The organism is Rhodococcoides fascians NBRC 12155 = LMG 3623, from assembly GCF_001894785.1.
GTDB lineage: Bacteria > Actinomycetota > Actinomycetes > Mycobacteriales > Mycobacteriaceae > Rhodococcoides > Rhodococcoides fascians.
The window spans coordinates 296,374-314,457 of sequence record NZ_BCWW01000002.1 but is presented as its reverse complement, the minus strand read 5'-3'; the positions used below and the strand labels follow the sequence as shown (position 1 = coordinate 314,457).

General features: G+C 57.9%; 14 protein-coding genes. 2 read left to right on the top strand and 12 right to left on the bottom strand.

Features of this window, described 5'->3' with window-relative positions:
* Window positions 1-193: 193 nt before the first annotated feature.
* On the top strand, window positions 194-1,969 hold the full coding sequence (locus RFA01S_RS07495) for a DUF4012 domain-containing protein (RefSeq protein WP_032406141.1): 1,776 nt from the start codon (window positions 194-196) through the stop codon (window positions 1,967-1,969).
* Window positions 1,970-2,325: 356 nt separating this feature from the next.
* On the opposite strand, the gene RFA01S_RS07490 is transcribed toward RFA01S_RS07495, so the two are convergent.
* The 3 genes from RFA01S_RS07490 to rfbA form a co-directional block, all read right to left on the bottom strand.
* The gene (locus tag RFA01S_RS07490) at window positions 2,326-3,942 is read right to left on the bottom strand and encodes a tyrosine-protein kinase domain-containing protein (protein WP_032406140.1); all 1,617 of its coding nucleotides are present in this window, start codon (window positions 3,940-3,942) and stop codon (window positions 2,326-2,328) included.
* A gap of 845 nt (window positions 3,943-4,787) precedes the next feature.
* Complete coding sequence (locus RFA01S_RS07485) at window positions 4,788-5,369, bottom strand: dTDP-4-dehydrorhamnose 3,5-epimerase family protein (RefSeq protein ID WP_032385367.1); 582 nt, start codon at window positions 5,367-5,369, stop codon at window positions 4,788-4,790.
* Window positions 5,366-6,238: a glucose-1-phosphate thymidylyltransferase RfbA gene (rfbA, locus tag RFA01S_RS07480; RefSeq protein WP_072692045.1), complete on the bottom strand. Its 873-nt coding sequence runs from the start codon at window positions 6,236-6,238 to the stop codon at window positions 5,366-5,368. The genes RFA01S_RS07485 and rfbA overlap by 4 nt, the downstream gene beginning before the upstream one ends.
* A 370-nt stretch (window positions 6,239-6,608) precedes the next feature.
* Between rfbA and RFA01S_RS07475 the strand changes: the two genes are divergently transcribed.
* Window positions 6,609-7,718 carry a Coenzyme F420 hydrogenase/dehydrogenase, beta subunit C-terminal domain gene (locus RFA01S_RS07475; protein WP_307718867.1) on the top strand — a complete coding sequence of 370 codons (1,110 nt, stop codon included), beginning with the start codon at window positions 6,609-6,611 and terminating at the stop codon, window positions 7,716-7,718.
* 5 nt (window positions 7,719-7,723) lie between these two features.
* Here RFA01S_RS07475 and RFA01S_RS07470 read toward each other — a convergent pair whose 3' ends face one another.
* The 9 genes from RFA01S_RS07470 to RFA01S_RS07430 all read right to left on the bottom strand — a co-directional run bounded on the left by RFA01S_RS07470 (window position 7,724) and on the right by RFA01S_RS07430 (window position 17,789).
* Complete coding sequence (locus RFA01S_RS07470; protein ID WP_139278404.1) at window positions 7,724-9,019, bottom strand: lipopolysaccharide biosynthesis protein; 1,296 nt, start codon at window positions 9,017-9,019, stop codon at window positions 7,724-7,726.
* Window positions 9,020-9,023: 4 nt separating this feature from the next.
* Window positions 9,024-9,554 carry a CatB-related O-acetyltransferase gene (locus RFA01S_RS07465; protein WP_238325032.1) on the bottom strand — a complete coding sequence of 177 codons (531 nt, stop codon included), beginning with the start codon at window positions 9,552-9,554 and terminating at the stop codon, window positions 9,024-9,026.
* A 125-nt stretch (window positions 9,555-9,679) separates the two neighbouring features.
* Window positions 9,680-10,816, bottom strand: a complete 1,137-nt coding sequence (locus RFA01S_RS07460) for a polysaccharide pyruvyl transferase family protein (protein WP_072692043.1) — start codon at window positions 10,814-10,816, stop codon at window positions 9,680-9,682.
* Complete coding sequence (locus RFA01S_RS07455; RefSeq protein WP_139278403.1) at window positions 10,809-12,107, bottom strand: hypothetical protein; 1,299 nt, start codon at window positions 12,105-12,107, stop codon at window positions 10,809-10,811. Before RFA01S_RS07455 ends, RFA01S_RS07460 begins: the two co-directional genes overlap by 8 nt.
* Window positions 12,108-12,214: 107 nt before the next feature.
* Window positions 12,215-13,210 (bottom strand): glycosyltransferase family 2 protein, encoded by a 996-nt coding sequence (locus tag RFA01S_RS07450; RefSeq protein ID WP_081371290.1) that lies wholly within the window; start codon window positions 13,208-13,210, stop codon window positions 12,215-12,217.
* The gene (locus tag RFA01S_RS07445) at window positions 13,207-14,409 is read right to left on the bottom strand and encodes a glycosyltransferase (protein WP_202902186.1); all 1,203 of its coding nucleotides are present in this window, start codon (window positions 14,407-14,409) and stop codon (window positions 13,207-13,209) included. The genes RFA01S_RS07450 and RFA01S_RS07445 overlap by 4 nt, the downstream gene beginning before the upstream one ends.
* On the bottom strand, window positions 14,406-15,101 hold the full coding sequence (locus tag RFA01S_RS07440) for an acyltransferase (RefSeq protein ID WP_139278402.1): 696 nt from the start codon (window positions 15,099-15,101) through the stop codon (window positions 14,406-14,408). The genes RFA01S_RS07445 and RFA01S_RS07440 overlap by 4 nt, the downstream gene beginning before the upstream one ends.
* Entirely contained in the window at window positions 15,098-16,222 is a 1,125-nt protein-coding gene (locus tag RFA01S_RS07435) for a glycosyltransferase (protein WP_032406136.1), read from the bottom strand. The genes RFA01S_RS07440 and RFA01S_RS07435 overlap by 4 nt, the downstream gene beginning before the upstream one ends.
* 58 nt (window positions 16,223-16,280) lie before the next feature.
* Window positions 16,281-17,789 (bottom strand): sugar transferase, encoded by a 1,509-nt coding sequence (locus RFA01S_RS07430; RefSeq protein ID WP_032406135.1) that lies wholly within the window; start codon window positions 17,787-17,789, stop codon window positions 16,281-16,283.
* Between the last annotated feature and the right edge of the window lie 295 nt (window positions 17,790-18,084).

The window sequence follows — 18,084 nt, the reverse complement described above, 5'->3', positions numbered from 1 at the left end:
AACGCATATGCTTCGACGGCGTGAATTTTCGGCTGACGTGCCGCCCAGCAACGTCGATCTACATCGCCCGTGACAAACCTAGTCGACCCATTGTGAATGCTCTACCCGGATCGGACGACAGGTACGCCGGAACCGCCGCTCCCCTTTAGGCTAAGCACTCGACCGACTTCCTATGACCGAGAGGCCACCGACAATGGCGACCAGTTCCACCGATGTTCGTGGTTCTCGATCCGGCAAGAAGCGGCCGATTCTCTTGACGGTAGGGGTGTTGCTGGTCGTTCTCGTCGCATTTCTGGTGTGGCTGGGCTACGAGGCCTACACCGCGCAGTCCAGCCTGAACGCCACGCGAGACTCCGCTACGCAGGCGAAAGATGCTCTGCTCGAAGGTGATGCGGCCGGTGCCGAGGCCGCGGCCGCTCGGGCCTCGGAATCGGCGGACGACGCGGCGTCGGCAACGACGTCCATCCCGTTTTCGATCGCGAAAGCCGTTCCTTACCTTGGTAGTCCGCTGAAATCGGTAGCTCAGATCACCGACGTGGTGCACGGTTTGGCCGTGGACGTCCTCACTCCCGCATCGACGGCGGGCGAAAGCCTGAACCCGAGCAGCCTCGTCGAAGGTGGCGGCAAGGTCGATACCGCCGCTCTCCGGGACGCACAACCTGTGCTGGAGCAGACCGCCGCCGCAGCCGAGGAATTGAGCCTCCAAGCCCAGCAAGTGGACGAGCCCGCATTCCTCGGCGTCGTCAGCGACGCACGTACGTCGTTGATCGATCAAACACACGACCTCGCAGGCCTGCTCACCAACACGCGCATCGCCAGTCAGCTAATGCCGTCGATGCTCGGCGACAACGGCCCGCGCAGTTACTTTCTCGCGTTCCAGACCAACGCGGAGGCCCGCGGCACCGGCGGCCTGCTCGGTGGTTACGGCATCATTCGCGCCGAGAACGGCACTGCCCGTGTCGACACTCTCGGTGCCAACAACGAACTCGAATTCGCGAAGCAGCCCATCGACCTGGGCCCCGAGTACAACGCACTGTGGGCACCGCGTAACACCACGACCGACTTCCGTAACTCGAATGCGAGCCCACACTTTCCGTATGCCGGCCAGATCTGGTCGTCGATGTGGACGGAGCAGACCGGCGAGGTGCTCAACGGTGCCATCGCCACCGATCCGATTGCATTGAGTTACATCCTCGGTGCCACCGGGCCGGTCACACTGGCCGACGGAGAGCAGATCACCGCAGACAACGTCGTCGAAATCACCCTCAGCACAGCCTATTCGAGGTTCGGCGACGACCAGTTGGCACGCAAGGCGTATCTGCAGCAGATTGCGTCTGCGGTGGTGGGGAAGATGACGACAGGCGCTGCCCCGACCAGATCTTTGCTCGACGCGGTGGGCCGCGCCGGCAGTGAGGGCCGCATTTCGGTGTGGAGCGCAGATCCGGCCGAGGAGGCAATTCTGGCCGGAACCAAGGTGGGTCACGTGTTGCCGGACAGCCCGGCTCCCTACGCCAATGTGGTGGTCAACAATGCCGGTGGCAACAAGCTCGATTACTACCTGGCCCGCGATATCAAATATTCGGCAGAATCCTGCACCGCCGGTACGCGTAAGTCGACAGTGACGGCGACACTGACCAACAACGTGGATCCGAACGGCCTGACGTCGTACGTGGCGAGCACATTTCAGCCCAACGTCCCGTACGGCACCAACGAGTCGATCGTCTATCTGTACGGCACTCAGGGCGCGAAAATCACGTCCATGAAGGTGAACGGTGTTTCCGGATTCTCCATCCAGGCCGGCACCGAATTGGGTCGCCCCGTGCAGGCCGCGTATCTCACCATCCCGCCAGGGAAGTCGCAGACGGTGACCTGGGAGCTCGAGGAGCCCTCGACTCCGGGTGAGGCGACGGTGCCCGTGCAGCCCTTGGTCGATCAGCCGACGGTCAGCATCGACGTTCCGCAGTGCTGATTGCCCGGTGATGATGTCCTGGAGTTGAAAGCCAGATGACCACAGCCCCGCGCGTCTTCGTCACAGAGGGCGCGACGGGGCTGCGGTTGTTCTCCGACTGACTTACAGTTCGCTTCGTGTTCGGAAAACGACGTAGGGACCGAGTCAGGCCACCAGAAAATGCGCATCCATTTGTTTGGATCGTGTTGATAGTCCTGACGCTTGCACTGATCGTGCTGTTCGTGGTCGCGGAATTCGAGGGTCGCGTCTAGCTTCCAGCAATCGACTATGCCCCGCCACTGTGAATGTGGCGGGGCATTGTCTGCTGCGACCGTGATAAATCACGACGCTAACTGCTCTTGTTTTGGCGGAACCGACTATTTACGAAAACGGGGGTTGTCGGTGCCGTTCGTCGACGGGTCGGTGTGTACCTCGGGCCGGCGTGCCCGTGCGTACGGAGCCGCGCTGGCAGCCGTGCGTGCGGTCTCGGTCGGTGCCGAAGGCGCAGGCTGCGCCGATCCGGGGTATGCCGAGGCAGCTTGCGGCGGAGTGGGTGCAGCGGCCGGCGTCGGATGCTGGACCGGACCTTGGGGTGCCGGTGCGGGAACCGGGGGCACAACCTGACGCGGCAGGTTTGTGTCTGCGGTGTAGTTGTACGAGTAGCTGTACATGTCCCCCTTCTTTTGCGGGGTCAACGCCAGCACCACGCCGAGAACATGTGCGCCGATGGTCTCGAGGTTGCTGATGGCTCGCGCGAGTTCGTTGGACTTCGTGTGTCCGTAGCGCGTGACGAGCAGGGCACCGTCAGCATGGGTGGTGAGGACGGCCGAGTCGGTGACGGGCAGCAACGGGGCACCGTCGACGATCACGTAGTCGAACCTCGAACGCAGTTCGACCAACAGAGCACGCGAGGCTTCGGAGCCCAACAGCTCCGACGGGTTGGGCGGGATGGGGCCCGATGCCATGGCCTGCAGGCCTTCGTACTTGGTCGGCTGCAGCACCTCCTCGACCGTTGCTTGGCCGGCGAGAACGGTACTCAGTCCCACCGAGCCGATGAGGCCCATGTACTTCGACACCCGCGGACGACGCAGATCGCCTTCCACGAGAGCCACATGGTGACCTGCTTCGGCAAGGGCCACAGCGAGATTCACTGCGGTGGTCGTCTTGCCTTCACTGGGAATCGCACTCGTGACGACGATGACCCGCGGAGGATGGTCGACCTCGAGGAACTGCAAGTTGGTGCGAAGCTCACGGAATGCCTCGGCACTCGCGGACTGACTGAGATCCTGGAAGTCCACTGCCGGATGCGTCTTACGCTCTTTGTCGAACGGAATTGTGCCGACGAGCGCCTTGCCGGAGATCGACTCGATCTCGCGACGACCCTTGATGGTGTTGTCGAGCCGGTCGCGCAGAACCGCGAGGGCAATTCCGAGCAAAAGTCCGACAGCCGCACCCAGGGCGAGGTTGCGCTTGGTCTTAGGGCTGACAGGCGTTGACGACGCCTCAGCCTGTTGGAACGTCTTGACGCCAGCTGCGGGGTCACCGCCATTGGCGGGCGTCTCCAGTTCTCGGACTTGCTCGGTCAGCTCGGTCGCCATCGCATTGGCGATATCGCGAGCCCGTTCAGGCGATGGATCGGTGACCGTCAGATTGAACAGAACAGTGTCGGGAGTCGACGACGCCTTCACCTTCGATGCCAGCTGGGCCGCGCTCATACCCCCGAGCGGAAGTACGTTGAGGACCCGTGCCGCCAACGCGTCGCTGGTCGCCAATTCCGAGTACGACGCCACTAGTTGCTGCGAGGTCAGGTTGCCCTGGTAGGTCTCACTCACCGTCGCGCCACCAGAGGTAGAGACGAACATCCTGGCGCTCGACTCGTACAGCGGCGTCGTCAGTAGGGACGCACCCAGGGCACCAAGGATCGCTACGACCACGGTTACGGCGATGATGATCCATCTCGCCTTCAGGATTTTCAGATAATCCTGTATCTCCATGCTTCGAGCTCCTCGTCCGTTCGTACCACCCTGCAACGGGCTACCGTGTCGCTCAATCGTTACATAAGTATTTGATCTCCGTGCACCGGATGCGCACCGAGCATGAACCCCGTCACTCATTAGTTCGATTCACAACGCTTTATCGGCTAATTCCCCGTTGTGAGGTGTCACGACGATCCGCGTCCCCATTTTCGACGCCAGTGGATACAATCAAGCGAAAATACCGGGCGCGTTCCAACCAGCTCGGGTAGAAACGACAAAGGAGACTAGGTACTCCAGCCCACGTAAGTGACTTTCGACACCGGCTCCGATGTATCCAAAAAGTCCGATCTACAGGACATCTCAAGCACCGCCCGGCAGTCCGGTGAGTAAGTCCGTCATTGCGCCAACCGCGAGCTTCATCGCCAGCGTTGGCTCGGTCGGTGCCGTAGGCACCTCGGGTTGCTCGACATTCTGACGCCCGTCTTTGGCACCTGCTCGCTCCTAAGTGCCTGCAACGCATCGATCTTCGAGGCAGCGGTCTTTGCGATGCTTGAGGCCAGCAATGACGAAAATTCGCAGAAAATGCTGAAACGAATTAAGTCCCAGCGACGACCGGCCAGCGCGGCCGCATCACTCACTAGATGTTCGAGATGAAAAGTCGCCTACGCACGTCCGAAGAATCGGGTTACTCTGAGTAGACTTTCATACAGTACAAGCGTGCCGAGAACCGGCACAACATCGTCGAAACGACTCGTGCGCATCATTTTTCAGCAATGCCCATTGCCGACCCAAGTGCATCCGGCAGCAACAATTTCCTCGCAAGCCTCGTCCTAGACGCTAAAAACGATAGCGAGAACACTTACTCAGAAGGTGGGCAGGTTTCCTGCTTCGAGGGCTTCGGTGAGGGTGGGGGCGGCTTTGTCTTTGGCGGAGAGCTCGTAGGTCAGAGGCGATCCGTCGCGGCCGGTGGTGGGCCAGTCGATGCCCAGGGCGGGGTCGAGGGGGTTGATGTCGCGGTCCAGTGCCGGGGTGTATTCGAGGCCGCACAGGTACATGACGGTGGAGTTGTCTTCCAACGACAAGATGGCGTGCCCGAGGCCTTCGGAGAGGAACACTGCTTTGCGGTCGATGTCGTCGATCAGCACGCTGTCCCATTGCCCGAACGTCGGGGAGCCGACGCGCAGGTCGACGATGACGTCGAGGAACGCTCCGCGGGCGCAGGTGACGTATTTCGCTTGCCCGGGTGGGTTGGTGGTGAAGTGGATTCCGCGCAGCACTCCGGCGGCGGAGACCGAGCAGTTCGCCTGCTTCAGATCCAACGCTCGCCCGGTGGTTTCCTCGAACAGGCTTGCTTTGAACCATTCGAAGAACACGCCGCGGTCGTCGCCGAACTGGCGTGGGGTGTATTCGTAGGCGCCGGATATTGTCAGTTCACGAAAGGTCATCGGTTTCCTCGGTCGATCAGGTCCAGCAGGTAGCGGCCGTAGCCGGATTTGACGAGTGTCTCGGCGCGGGTGCGTAGTTCGTCGTCGGTGATGAATCCTCGTCGCCAGGCGACTTCTTCGGGGGATCCGATCTTGAGTCCTTGGCGTTGTTCGATGGTGCGCACGTAGTTGGAGGCGTCGAGGAGGGAGTCGAAGGTGCCGGTGTCGAGCCAGGCGGTGCCGCGGGGGAGGACTTCGACCTGGAGGCGGCCGGCGTCGAGGTAGTGGCGGTTGACGTCGGTGATCTCGTATTCCCCGCGGGCGGAGGGCTGGAGGTCGCGGGCGATGGCGATGACGTCGTTGTCGTAGAAGTACAGGCCCGGGACGGCGTAGTTCGATTTCGGGGCGGCGGGCTTTTCTTCCAACGACACGGCTTTTCGGTTGTCGTCGAATTCGATGACGCCGTAGGCGGTGGGGTCGGAGACCTCGTAGGCGAAGACGGCTCCGCCGTCGATGGTGTCGAAGCGTGAGAGTTGGGTGCCCAGGCCGGGGCCGTAGAAGATGTTGTCGCCGAGCACCAGGGCGGCGGAGTCGGTGCCGATGTGATCGGCTCCCAGGACGAAGGCTTGGGCGAGGCCGTTGGGTTCGTGTTGGACCTGGTAGGTCAAGGAGATGCCGAATTGGGAGCCGTCGCCGAGCAGGCGTGCGAACTGGTCGGCGTCCTGGGGTGTGGTGATGATGAGGATCTCGCGGATGCCGGCGAGGATCAGGGTCGAGAGGGGGTAGTAGATCATCGGTTTGTCGTAGACCGGGACCAGCTGTTTGCTCACTCCCATCGTGATCGGATGAAGCCGTGAGCCCGTGCCGCCCGCCAGAATGATTCCCCGCATGAGCCCGAAGTCTTCCAGACGTAACTCGGTTGCGTGCATCAACAGTTCGGAATAGCCCTCATGAGGGCCTGGGCACGCGCCTTAGTAGCGAAGAAGGTCGCGGGGTCAGGGATAAAACTGACACGGCCACGCGTAGACGCACGTCCGCCGCCCTGACATCCTGTCGGAACCTCACACAAACGACGCAGAGCTGCTGCCGCACTATGCTTTCGCTTACAACAATCATCGCCCAAAAGGAGTCTGAATCTTGCGTACCGATCCGCTACGACGTGCTGTCGACCAGGTTCTCGGCAACGATAATTGCAGTGGATGCGGCGGATGCGCACTCGTCTCCGATCGAATCACGATCGGGTTATCAGAAAACAGCTACATGCGCCCGACCCTAGCACCGCCCAGAGTTCAAGAAACTAGAGCCGAGGCAATGGCCGAGGCCAAAATCTTCAAGGCGATGTGCCCAGGAATTCGTGTGGCGGCACCCCGAATACCGAACCAGAAGAATGACGAAACGTTCGGGCCCTACTTGTCCGCATGGGTAAGCTGGGCAACTGACCCCGAGATTCGCCATGCCGGGAGCAGTGCGGGCGTCATTACTGCCTTTACCAATTGGCTTATTGAAACACGACGATCGACCGTTGTTGTCGCGAGCCAAGAAGACCCAAAAAACCCTCGAAGAACCATACCCCTGAAACTCACTTCGCGAGAGGATGCAATTAGAGCAGCGGGGTCACGATACGCTCCGGTCGCCAACCTCTCCGCGGTCAGCGCGTCCAACTTCGCCAAACAAGCGATAGTAGGTAAACCCTGCGAAGCGACCGCGCTAGCACAGCTAAGCAACACACTTAAAATCCCCGATGAAGATCGACCTATTACCATCTCATTCTTTTGCGCCGGCACCCCGCGCCAGTCGGCTACTGATGCACTCACAGACTTACTCGACGCCCCATCCGATCAAATCACTTCCCTTAAATATCGAGGTGACGGTTGGCCCGGAAAGTTCAAAGTCACTCTTAACACGGGTGAATCCAAAACAATGTCATACGACAAATCATGGGGAACCCACTTAGGCCGAACGGTGCAATGGCGTTGCAAATTGTGCGTCGACGGAACAGGAGGTCACGCGGATATCGCAGTTGGTGATTACTGGGAGGTGGACAGTAGAGGCTATCCCGTCTTCGAAAACGCGGACGGGAGATCAGTTGTTATCGCACGGACCCCACGGGGACACAGACTACTCAGGGACGCCGCCAATGACGGAGTGCTCGCAATGTCGCCACTCGACCTGAAGCTAGTAGCTGCCGTTCAGCCCCTACAAGTCGACAGAAAACGCACCCTAGCCGCAAGAATGCTTGGACGGATGTTGGCCGGCAAACGAACCCCACGATACTCCGGGTATGGGCTCACGAGACTCGCGGCAACTACCAGACGAAGCTTTCGAGCAGCAGCAGGCACCTTTGTTCGAACACGCCAGAGCGGCAAGTAAAGAATCTAACCCGGCAGATCAAACCGTCCTCGCACACACAGATGGAAGCACGACTTTAGGTCGGCCGGGCGGATGGCAACCACGGCCGGTCCGACCCGCAAGGCGGTCAAACAACCAATTGTCGTCACTAGCCAGCCCAGGGCCATCGCAACAGCTGCACCAATCGCACCCAATCCGCCTGATAGAAGCAAAAGGCCCACCACTCCAACAATCAGCCCTGCCACCTGCCACAATGCCATGGCAGAACCACGGCCTTCGGCTCCCAGAACCTGTGTTGCGACGTAATTCACTACCAGCAGCACCGAGGTGGAAACGAGAACTAAGGCGGCAGGGACGGCCGGCGCGAACGCGTCGCCGAACAAGAATGGCAACCCGAAAGGAGTAACAATTAGTAATGTGACGGTGCCAGCAAGGCCAACGATCAGCGCCGCACGGATCGCCATCACCCGGGCCTGCGGCAGGTCACTTGAACTGGCAGACGCGACCCCTCCAAAGACCGCAGACCCGATCGCGTAGCCAAGCGCCAGCGGAAGGGTGGCGAGCGTAACAGAGACAGCAAGCAGGCCAGCCTGATAGGAGCCCATAGAAACGACCGCTAAAAGGAGCACGACAGTGCTCGCCGCCGTCTCGGCGATCTGACTCCCCGCATATTTAAAACCCTGTTGACCTAGACGAACTATAGGCATGTGCGGTCCGCGCACACTCACACTTAGCATCACAAAAGCCGTCGACGCAGCGAGACAAGTTCCCGCGACGTAGCCCCACAAGAGCACCTCCAAAGTGAGATCCGAAAACATCCAGAACGCAATCGCTACGGCTGCAGTGACTGAAGGCTGGATGAAATGCAGTAGCGCAATCTCAGCAAACCGGTGGGCTGCGATGAGGACGCTTTGTGCACAGAGAACCAACACGAAGAACGCGGTAGTCGACATTGCAGCCAAGAAGCAGATGCGCTGAAAGTTGGTCAAACTCGGCACAAGCAAGAATGAGACGAGGATGCCCAGGCCGAACGCCGGCCAAATTATGGCAACTACAATTCTGTACGAACTTCGGACGACCGGCCGATGGTCGGAAACCGAAGCTAGCCGCCGAACCGCCATTGGAATACCCAAGCCGATTATGACGGGCGTAAGACCAAGAGCCGCCAGACAAGTTGCGTATAGACCTCGACCTGAAGGCCCCAGCTCACGCGAGATTATGGGTGCCGTCCCGAGCGCGATAAGCATAATGCCAATGCGGCTCAAGGAGATCAAAAGTGGAGAATTGAGCCTTGCTATTACGCGGGAGCACGACAGGGTCATGGCGTCACCCAACCGCCCTATCACTAAATCGAAACGATGCTAGAAACTCTCGAACTTCCGCTGGCTCAAGCTCCCAGTAACGTGAGTCACGTACACGCTCGGCGTCGGCACCATCCAGCCGTAGACGAACAACTCTCGCGGGATTACCGACGGCAATGGCGAAGTCTGGAATATCACGGGTCACCACCGAACCTGCGCCGATTACCGCACCAATCCCAATCCGCCGACACCCCGGCAAAATGAGCGAATTCGCTCCAATCCAGCAATCGTGTTCGATGACGCAACCGGTCCGCTCGACATCGGACTCCTTGCCTACCATGCCCAGAGCAGGGTTATACCAAAGCGGATGCATGCTGACTTTGCCTATTGGGTGCGCAGCCCCAATGCGTCGAACTCCAGGGCCGATCGAGACATACCGGCCAACAACTGTGCCGACGTCGGCCCAACCTGGTTGCAACAAGGAGCCATAGCTGTACGAGCCTACTTCGACACCATAATCGCGCAACAAAACCCTTCTCAAAGTGAGAGAAAACATCTGGCCACCCTCAAACCGGGTCGCTAGCGCGAGTGCCCGCCCACCTGCAGGAAGACGCTTATAGTAGTGACCAATCAGGCGACTCACCAGCCTACGACTCATGACCCCGCCACCTTGCAATGCCCTCATATCGCCGGACCCGTATGAGATAGCGAGAACAATTTCTCCGACTTCAGCGCCGCTACAATCGAATCGATCCTTCCCTCAGCAGAGGTCGCTACTCCTGGCGCTTCGGCTTTGAGCACATCGAACGAGTCAGTATTTATTAACTTAAGCGTCTCCGAAACCGGGTCTCCACCAGCAGTGAGGTCTATCGTGTACTGCCAACCGAGAGCGTCCATAAGGGGGCCAAATTTTCTCGAGTACGACCAAGAAATCGCAGGAACTCCCACAGATAGCGCATTGATGGCAGAGTGCATTCTAGATCCCACCAGAACGCGACAACCAGAAAGGACTTCGCGGACTTCCCGAAGATCTTTAGGTATAACGATTTCTACGTCGCCGCCAGCCGCCCCTGCAGCAGCTGCTGCTGCGTGTACTGCCGGAACATCGTTGTCAGGCACTGGAGAATCCAGCACATGCGCAAGCAAAGTAACACGCCTATCTGCGGCAAGCAGACCAGTGATTAGACCGCCAACGTTCGCTCTGTATTCGGCAAAATCGACGTGCGGGTTACTTTGCCACAATAGACCCGACACGTTCAAGACCACATCGCGTTCCTGCGCCCGAGAGGGACGCGGTAGTGCGAAAGCCATATCGGTCGCGAGCAGATTCGGTGTCCGCCCCATTTCTGTGGCGACCTGTGAGCTTACCGGGTCACGTGTATACAGAACGTCTACTTTTGATAGCAAGGACCTCGCGACCATACGGCCAGCTCGCGTTCGGAACGGGCCAATTGTTTGAGGAGTCATTACCAAGGGGACTCCGGCCTTCCTACAGGCGTGCTGGATGTAAGCCATCAACAGCAAGCGCTGAACGCCGTAAATATCCGTAAAACTGTCGCCGCCACCGGTATCCATCACCACATCAAACTGGCGAAGGTATTCGACGACCGGTCCCGACCGCCGACCTAGGTCCTGCAGAACTCGCACTCTCCGCAAGGGCGTCCCGGCAGTGTTGTGCGAATGAAAGGTTACCGAACATCGACCCCAACTGCGCTCTGCAACGCTCTGTACCCCTGCGGCAAGCGCTTGCAGTCCGAGATTCTCCGCTGAGGAATCAGCCCATAGAACTAGTACATTAGGAACATCCAAACTAGACATCTCCCACCACACCTATCTTGCCGCTTCCTGCCGATGACTCGGAATCGACCGTTCTCGCGTCGATTGTTCGAAGGACACCCTTCGGTTGATGTTCTGCCTTTCGTTGCGCGACCACACTATCGTGTAGGGACAGCATCCCTAGGAAAAACCAGAATACGGAGCCAAACTGCGTTATTAGAGCCACCGTAAAGAGCGCCGGGACAACAGCAAGAATGCTGATCGCTGGGGCGGACGTAGTCCGTCGTATCACCTGCCAAGCCAGCCACGCCACTGCCGCTAAAGCCAGAAGCGCAACAAGATACCCGAAGCTGACTCCCAGCAGCACAAAAGTGCTGTCGATGGACTTAAACCCCTGGAAGTAAAATTCACCCCTGCTTGGCTCTGTATAGCCTTTGGCTAGACCCAAAGGGTTCATCGACGGAATTAGATCGATGAGTGTAATGCGGTAATCTGCCGAAATTGTGGCTCGACGGCCTTCCTCAGCAAAAACGGCCAATATTTTTGGTATTGCGAACCAAGCTATTAGGCCAAGCGTCAGCACCACCGCCAGCCTCCCGCGTGTCTTTTCTTTACTAGAAAAGAACAGCAGCGAGAGCAACAGGGCGAAAACTGCACTGATCATTCCAGATCGACTGAAGGACACAACCGTACCCCCGAGTAACAGTGCGATCAATCCCGTCCGAACCGCAGATCGGAAGTTGCATGCGAGAACGATCGGGATTGCCATCGCCAAACTGCAACCCAAGGCAATTGAATGACCGAACGCCCATTCCGCGCGCACGATGCCCCCTCGATCCTGTTCATGACCCCAGGCAAGGTACTGGGTATTGTCTATCACCCAGGTGTAGTACGGATTCCAGTCCAAGAAAAATTCGATCATCGCGCAAATAGCAGCAGCTGTGAATATGTACGCTATCGCGCGGTAGGTGAACGAAAGACCGGCCCTCTGAACCAACAGACGGCCTATCAGGAAAGAAAGTAGCCACTGCGTCACGACGTTAGTTACGTCGCCTGGTCGCGATAGCCCGACAACGCCGCACACGAGGCATAGGGCACAGAACAGCAATACCGCAACATCAGTTCGACCAATACGCCACGGATTTTTTACGAACGCTCCCCCTAGGACCACCAGCCCAGCTAGCGAACTTGCTGGTAAATAGAACGGGTTGTCGACGCCAACCCAGAATGGAAGGAAACATACCGACGTCAGCCATAAGACAACCGCAAGTTTGGGATGTGCAACGGAGGCGAAGAACAGTAGGAGGGCAAGTAGAGCTGCAACTACGTACACGCTTCCGACCATGGCCGGTGCTATTACCGCTACGACGCACACTGCGAGGGCTATTGATAGGCCTGCAAAAACTTGACCGCGATTGTGTGCTAGTGCAGACACTTTTGTCATTTGCTGCCCCGCAGACTGTCTTGTTTCGACAACTCCCGAATGTAGAAGTTGAACCTTCTGTAGTCTGGACTGCGACTGGGCGGATGGCCGTTGAGTACCATTTTTGCGCCAGTAGCAATGGACCTTATGGCTAAGCCACCTGTGAACACGAATTTCCACAACGCATTATGCAGTCGACTAGGCGATATCTCCAGCTTGTAAAGATCGTATAGATTTGTAAGCCAGAGGGCGTTCGTGGGCTCTGCTGGCGCATTAGTGGAGCTTTCCCCAAGGCCGTGGGTTCCGTTTGCGCCTCCACAGATCACGACCCGCTTACCCGCCTTGCGTACACGCAGGCAGAATTCCACATCTTCGGCATACATGAACCACCGTTCAGATAAACCATCATTAGCTTGCCATACAGCAAGGGGCACGGCCATGCATGCCCCCGAGACCCAGTCAACATCAATGCTGTCAAAACTTTCCGAACGTAGAACATACATTCCACGAAATGCTTGATATCTGCGGAATAGCCGCGACAGTCCATAATAATGGCAGAAGATATGCCAAATAGTAGGCGCCATCCCGCCTTCGCGTACCGACAACCCCCGCCCAGGATGGTCTAACAGAGGGGCAATAACTCCGATTCCGGGATCGTCTGCTAGAGCAGCATGGAGAGCGCGCAGACTAGTATTGCTCACTAAAGCATCTGGATTCAGTAATATAAGCACGCCACCTGACGCGTACGATGCGCCAAGGTTCACCCCCTTTGCGAAACCCAGGTTACCTCCGCTCTCGATTACCTTAACTGACGGAAATGCTGTACGAACAAATTCAGCAGTCCCGTCGGTTGACGCATTGTCTACGACAATTATTTCGATGTCGAGTATATTCTGCAGGGGCTTGATGCATGAACCGACTATCTGTTTACTATTGTAAGTTACAACAATAACAGAGAGTAAATCCACATCCCGATTCTGTTCTTGCTGCTGATAACCGGGGGGTATGGTCATTTGCGGCGACCTTTCGACTGGCCAGTTAAGTGACGGAATCGGCTTGGACCAACGGTCAAGTTCTCGACTACGTTGACAATTGACTCGCGGTACCGCCCTACACCAAATCTATGCACGGCCGAATCGTAGCCCGCTTGCGCTATTTCTTCGGCCCAAGCCGGATCGTCAACAAGTCGTAAGACGGCCTGTGCGATCGCAACATGGTCACCAGGAGGGCACAAAAGGCCCGTCCGACCGTGATCTATGATCTCCGCGAGTCCCTGAACATTCGATGCGACCACCGGCCTTGCCGCAAGTTGCGCCTCGACTGCTACGTTACCAAATGGTTCGGCAATCGACGGAACAATTACAATATGGGCCTGCGCGAGGTACTGATGCACGTTTCTAATGTAACCACAAAATTGCACTCGCCCTTTAAGATCGCTCTTTAGCGCCCGTTCGCGTAGAGCGCTATCGAACCACTCATAACCAGGATAAGAGTCTCCGCAAATCGAAATGGAGACGTCAAGTCCGGTCTTGGCTAGTTCGGCCAACGCTTCCAACGCGACGTCTGTACCCTTGCGGGGCGACAACCTTCCAACAAGCACAATACGCAATCCGCCTACTACTGATGGATTGGGTTCTTCGGAAGTCGACATAGGTTCGGGTACACCATTGTAAATAAGTTCGATCCTGCCGCCTAGTCTTGCCAACGACTGATCAATTACTTCCCGCGAAGCTTTGCTGTTTACGATGATGGTATCGCACAAGAGAAGGGGTGAGGCGAGAAGTATTTGCAGAAAGCGATTCCCTGTTTCCTCCGCCTCATGCACGTGACAGAGTGATGGAGTTCCCGTTAGGAATCCAGCCAGGATCCAGACAGGTGCCGTTATAGTATTCGCATACAAAACGTCTGGTCGCACCCGTCTGATCAGCCGTACTGCATGAACCGTGGCGATTACTGTCTCCGCGACGTACTGCGGCAAAGATCGTAAGTTCAACACCGATTTGCGGCTAACCGGAAATGGGATAGTTTCGGTTTTTGCACCGCGATCCTTCAGGAGCTCTTCAAGTGGACCCGTTCGAGGAAGAATGACGTGCACCGCGATACCGGATTCAACGAGAGCAGTCACCGATTCAAGCAACTGGAGGTCTGAGCCGTAGAGGTCCGGTGAGGGGTGTGAGATCAAAACAGAGTGCGTCTTCATGGCAACAGTCACCGCTCCTTGAGAAAGCGCGCTGGGACTCCCCCGTACACGGCGTTGGGCAAGTACTCGCCGGCTGCGACGACAGCACCGGCCGCAATAATGCAGCCATTTCCAATGTTTGCTCCGTCGAGCACGGTAACCCTTGAGCCTATCCAGCAATTTTCACCAATGGCTATTCCCTGATGCGTGACGCCCTGATCACGTATCGGAACTGAGAGACTGGTGGAGACATGGTTCTCGGAATGGAAGGAGCAGAAATTACCTACAATAGTGTTGTCCCCAACGGATATTCCGCCTGCGCAGCCATAAAGGGAGTCCGTGCCTAGCCCGACATTGCTGCCTACTGTTAAGCCTTTGCCCAGATGCTTAAGGCTACCGACGCACTCAATCCTTGTATTTTTTCCGACTGAACTGTTCGAGCCGATGCTTACACCGCCTGAGGACATTGCATCGATGTAACTGCCATCGTCAAGCGTGACGCCTCGCCCCAATTTAAGGCACCGCTTAGCGCGAATTTTTACGGATCGTCCCACAAAAGGGCTTGTTTGGAGTTTCCTGAATTTGATGATACCGGTGAACTTCATGACTGCCCGTTTGACCATTATCGCAATTACGTACCGCGAATCGATTTCTGGGTCGACTTTATAGTCGGCCCCTTTCGAGCGCGAAATCACGGAATTTGCCAGCGCAGAAGCTACACTCACTTTGAGCCACCCGCAGACTCTGACGGGTTGACTAGACTACGAATCGAGCGATCGTAGTCGGCGCAAATGTCGTTCCACGAGTAGCTGGCCTTTGCTCGCTCGATGGATCTGCAGCTGAGCTGTTCTTGGAGCCGGGAGTCGGCCATCAGACTCATGACGGCCTGCGTAATACTCGACGGTGTGGGTTGGCAAAAGACGCCAGCAGGACCTAGCACCTCGCGGTTGTAGACCGTGTCTCGGGCAACGGTTGGAGCTCCACAGGCCATTGCCTGAACCAACGCGGGATTTGTACCGCCAACGCTGTGCCCATGGAAGTAGGCACCCGCATGCTGCCACAGGGAGAACAGCTTTCTGTCGTCGCTGACGTGGCCCAACCACTGCACGCGGGGAGACTCTTCGTCCAACTTTTGCGCTGCAAGGTCGAACTCGCCGCCGTAGCCCGACGAACCGACGATCACTACGTTCCACTTCTTGCCCAGCTCTCGGGCGGCCTCAAGGAATTCTGGCACCGTGTTTTCGGGTACAAACCGTGCAACAAGAAGGACGTACTCCCTAGACTTGAGACCGTCGACTACCGGGAGTTCATCAGGCGCATCACCGCCATACGGTATGAAAACTCCATCACGTCCGAAGCCTAGCTGCCAACGCCGTCGTATCTCGTGGGAGTCGCATACCAGCTCGGACGCATACTTCGCGGTCAGCCGAGCTCCGCCACGAAAGACACGTCTAGCATTAGTTCCCCATTTAGCTCGCTCCCATTCGATGCCATCGACGTTGACCACCGTCGGAATGCCACGAGAACGAAGTAGCGGAAGCCAGTACCCGTTGGCCACATTCATGATCAACGCGACATCTGGTTTGCGCCGCGCGGCGTCGAGCGTCGACGTCAGCCCGTAACTGAGTGTGCTGAGCGACTTGGTCTCGAAACCTTTCGACATCACGGACGACACCCGTCGATCAAGCAGAGGATCGTCGGTCTTGACTGCGCCGGGGCGTCCGTACACGGTTACGTCCCAGCCTGTTTCGACCAGGTATGGGCCCAGTCGCCTGATCAGGGTCTCGAAGCCACCGTAGTAGCTCGGATATCCGCGGGTACCGATTATCGCAACTGACTTACTCATTGAACGTATGACCCTTCCGACATGTGAACCGTGCGACGAACCATCGATGTTGCTCCGATCAGTACGCCCCGTCGGTCCCAGCTACTGCCTTCATGGTCTTGGCGATAATCAGCAAATCGCCGACCATCGACCAGTTCTCGACGTACGAGAGATCCAGCCGAACCGTCTCTTCCCACGACAGGTCAGACCTTCCGCTGACCTGCCACAGCCCGGTGACACCAGGCTTCACCAGAAGGCGTCGACGAACCTCGCCGTTGTAGGTCTCGACCTCACGCCGCAGTGGCGGCCTCGGGCCCACGACGCTCATCTCACGCCGTAGGACGTTGATGAACTGCGGAAGCTCATCGAGGCTGTAGCGTCGCAGCACCCTGCCCACCGGCGTGACCCGCGGATCGTCACGCATCTTGAACAACACGCCGCCGGCACCCTCGTTGCGGTTGAGAAGATGGGTGACCTGCTGGTCCGCATCCACCGTCATGCTGCGGAACTTGATCATTGAGAACGGTTTACCGTCGATACCCATCCGCTCCGACTTGTAGAACACCGGTCCGCGACTCGTCGCTTTCACTGCGATCCCCACCGCCAGCAGTACTGGCGAAATCAGTATCAGAACCAGCGCAGCGAATGTCAGATCGAACGCAGTCTTGCTGAATCGCGTCGCGCCGTTGTACTGCGGCTTCTCTACGTGAATCAAAGGGAATCCAGCAACAGGCCGCATCACCAAACGTGGGCCGGCCACGTCGACAACGCCAGGCGCGACCACGAGGTCGACATCCTTCTTCTCGAGATCCCAGATCATCTTGCGAATGCCCTTGTGGCCGAGGTGTTCGGTCGCGGTGACTGCGACAGTGTCGGCACCGCACTCGTCGATCGCGGCGAGGACGTCTCTCTCACTACCGAGTACCGGGATGTCGGCTCCCTCGACGTGAACGATCCCATCACTCGGCACCTCGTAGCCGGGCATACACATACCCACCACCGCATAGCCCGAGGACGGCGAACGCTCGAAGGACTCTGCCATCGAGACCGCAGCTGCGCGGCTTCCGACGATCAGCACCGATGTCTTGTACTTGTCCTCGCTGCGGAGCCGAGTGACCACTTTGCGCCACAGCCAGCGGCTGACAAGTAACGCCACCAACCCGACAGGCAGCGCGATGGCGAGATACAGGCGCGCAAAGTCGATACGGAACAGCAGTGAGACGATGGCGATGACACCGAAGAGACGGAAGGTGGCTGAGACGATGCGGCGATACTCCTCGGCACCGTTGCCGATCACCCTCGTCGACCGCGTTCGGAAAATAGCCAGAAACGCAATCCACACACTCGCCACAGCGATGGACACACCGGTATAGATCACCGAGTTGGTCAGTCCGGTGGTTTCGACCCCTCCGAAGCGAACGATCTGGGCGAGGGCCACGGACAGGACCACAGCCAGCACGTCGGTCACCCGAAGGCGGGCGATGTACTGACGTTCCCACACGTGCCGCGACGTGAGCTTGCGAGTCTTCAACTCCCCGGACCGCGGGGATCCCCAGAGTGAGCGTGGTGCAGCCCCGACAGATGCCACCTGCTCCCCTCCTTCTGCGCTTCTGCGACCACCTCCGGTGGACGCTGGTCTGATACGAACCAATCCGGAATGCGACTGGTATCGAAATGGAATAGTCCCACGCTGTTATGCGAAGCACCACGCGAGCGGCGCAGATCACAAACAAATAACAGCGTTGGTTCGGTTTACCACACATGCGCTGACGAGGCGAAACGGATCACTAGGACTTCCAAGGCGTAACCGCCGCGAGGTCCAAAACCGTTACACACGAGCACGATCAACGCACCTTGGTGACCACTCACAGTGTTCAGCGCTG

Coding starts and splice junctions, on each gene's coding strand:
- RFA01S_RS07495 (WP_032406141.1), top strand. CDS start 194: ATGGCGACCAGTTCCACCGATGTTCGTGGTTCTCGATCCGGCAAGAAG.
- RFA01S_RS07490 (WP_032406140.1), bottom strand. CDS start 3,942: ATGGAGATACAGGATTATCTGAAAATCCTGAAGGCGAGATGGATCATC.
- RFA01S_RS07485 (WP_032385367.1), bottom strand. CDS start 5,369: ATGACCTTTCGTGAACTGACAATATCCGGCGCCTACGAATACACCCCA.
- rfbA (WP_072692045.1), bottom strand. CDS start 6,238: ATGCGGGGAATCATTCTGGCGGGCGGCACGGGCTCACGGCTTCATCCG.
- RFA01S_RS07475 (WP_307718867.1), top strand. CDS start 6,609: ATGCGCCCGACCCTAGCACCGCCCAGAGTTCAAGAAACTAGAGCCGAG.
- RFA01S_RS07470 (WP_139278404.1), bottom strand. CDS start 9,019: ATGACCCTGTCGTGCTCCCGCGTAATAGCAAGGCTCAATTCTCCACTT.
- RFA01S_RS07465 (WP_238325032.1), bottom strand. CDS start 9,554: ATGTTTTCTCTCACTTTGAGAAGGGTTTTGTTGCGCGATTATGGTGTC.
- RFA01S_RS07460 (WP_072692043.1), bottom strand. CDS start 10,816: ATGTCTAGTTTGGATGTTCCTAATGTACTAGTTCTATGGGCTGATTCC.
- RFA01S_RS07450 (WP_081371290.1), bottom strand. CDS start 13,210: ATGACCATACCCCCCGGTTATCAGCAGCAAGAACAGAATCGGGATGTG.
- RFA01S_RS07435 (WP_032406136.1), bottom strand. CDS start 16,222: ATGAGTAAGTCAGTTGCGATAATCGGTACCCGCGGATATCCGAGCTAC.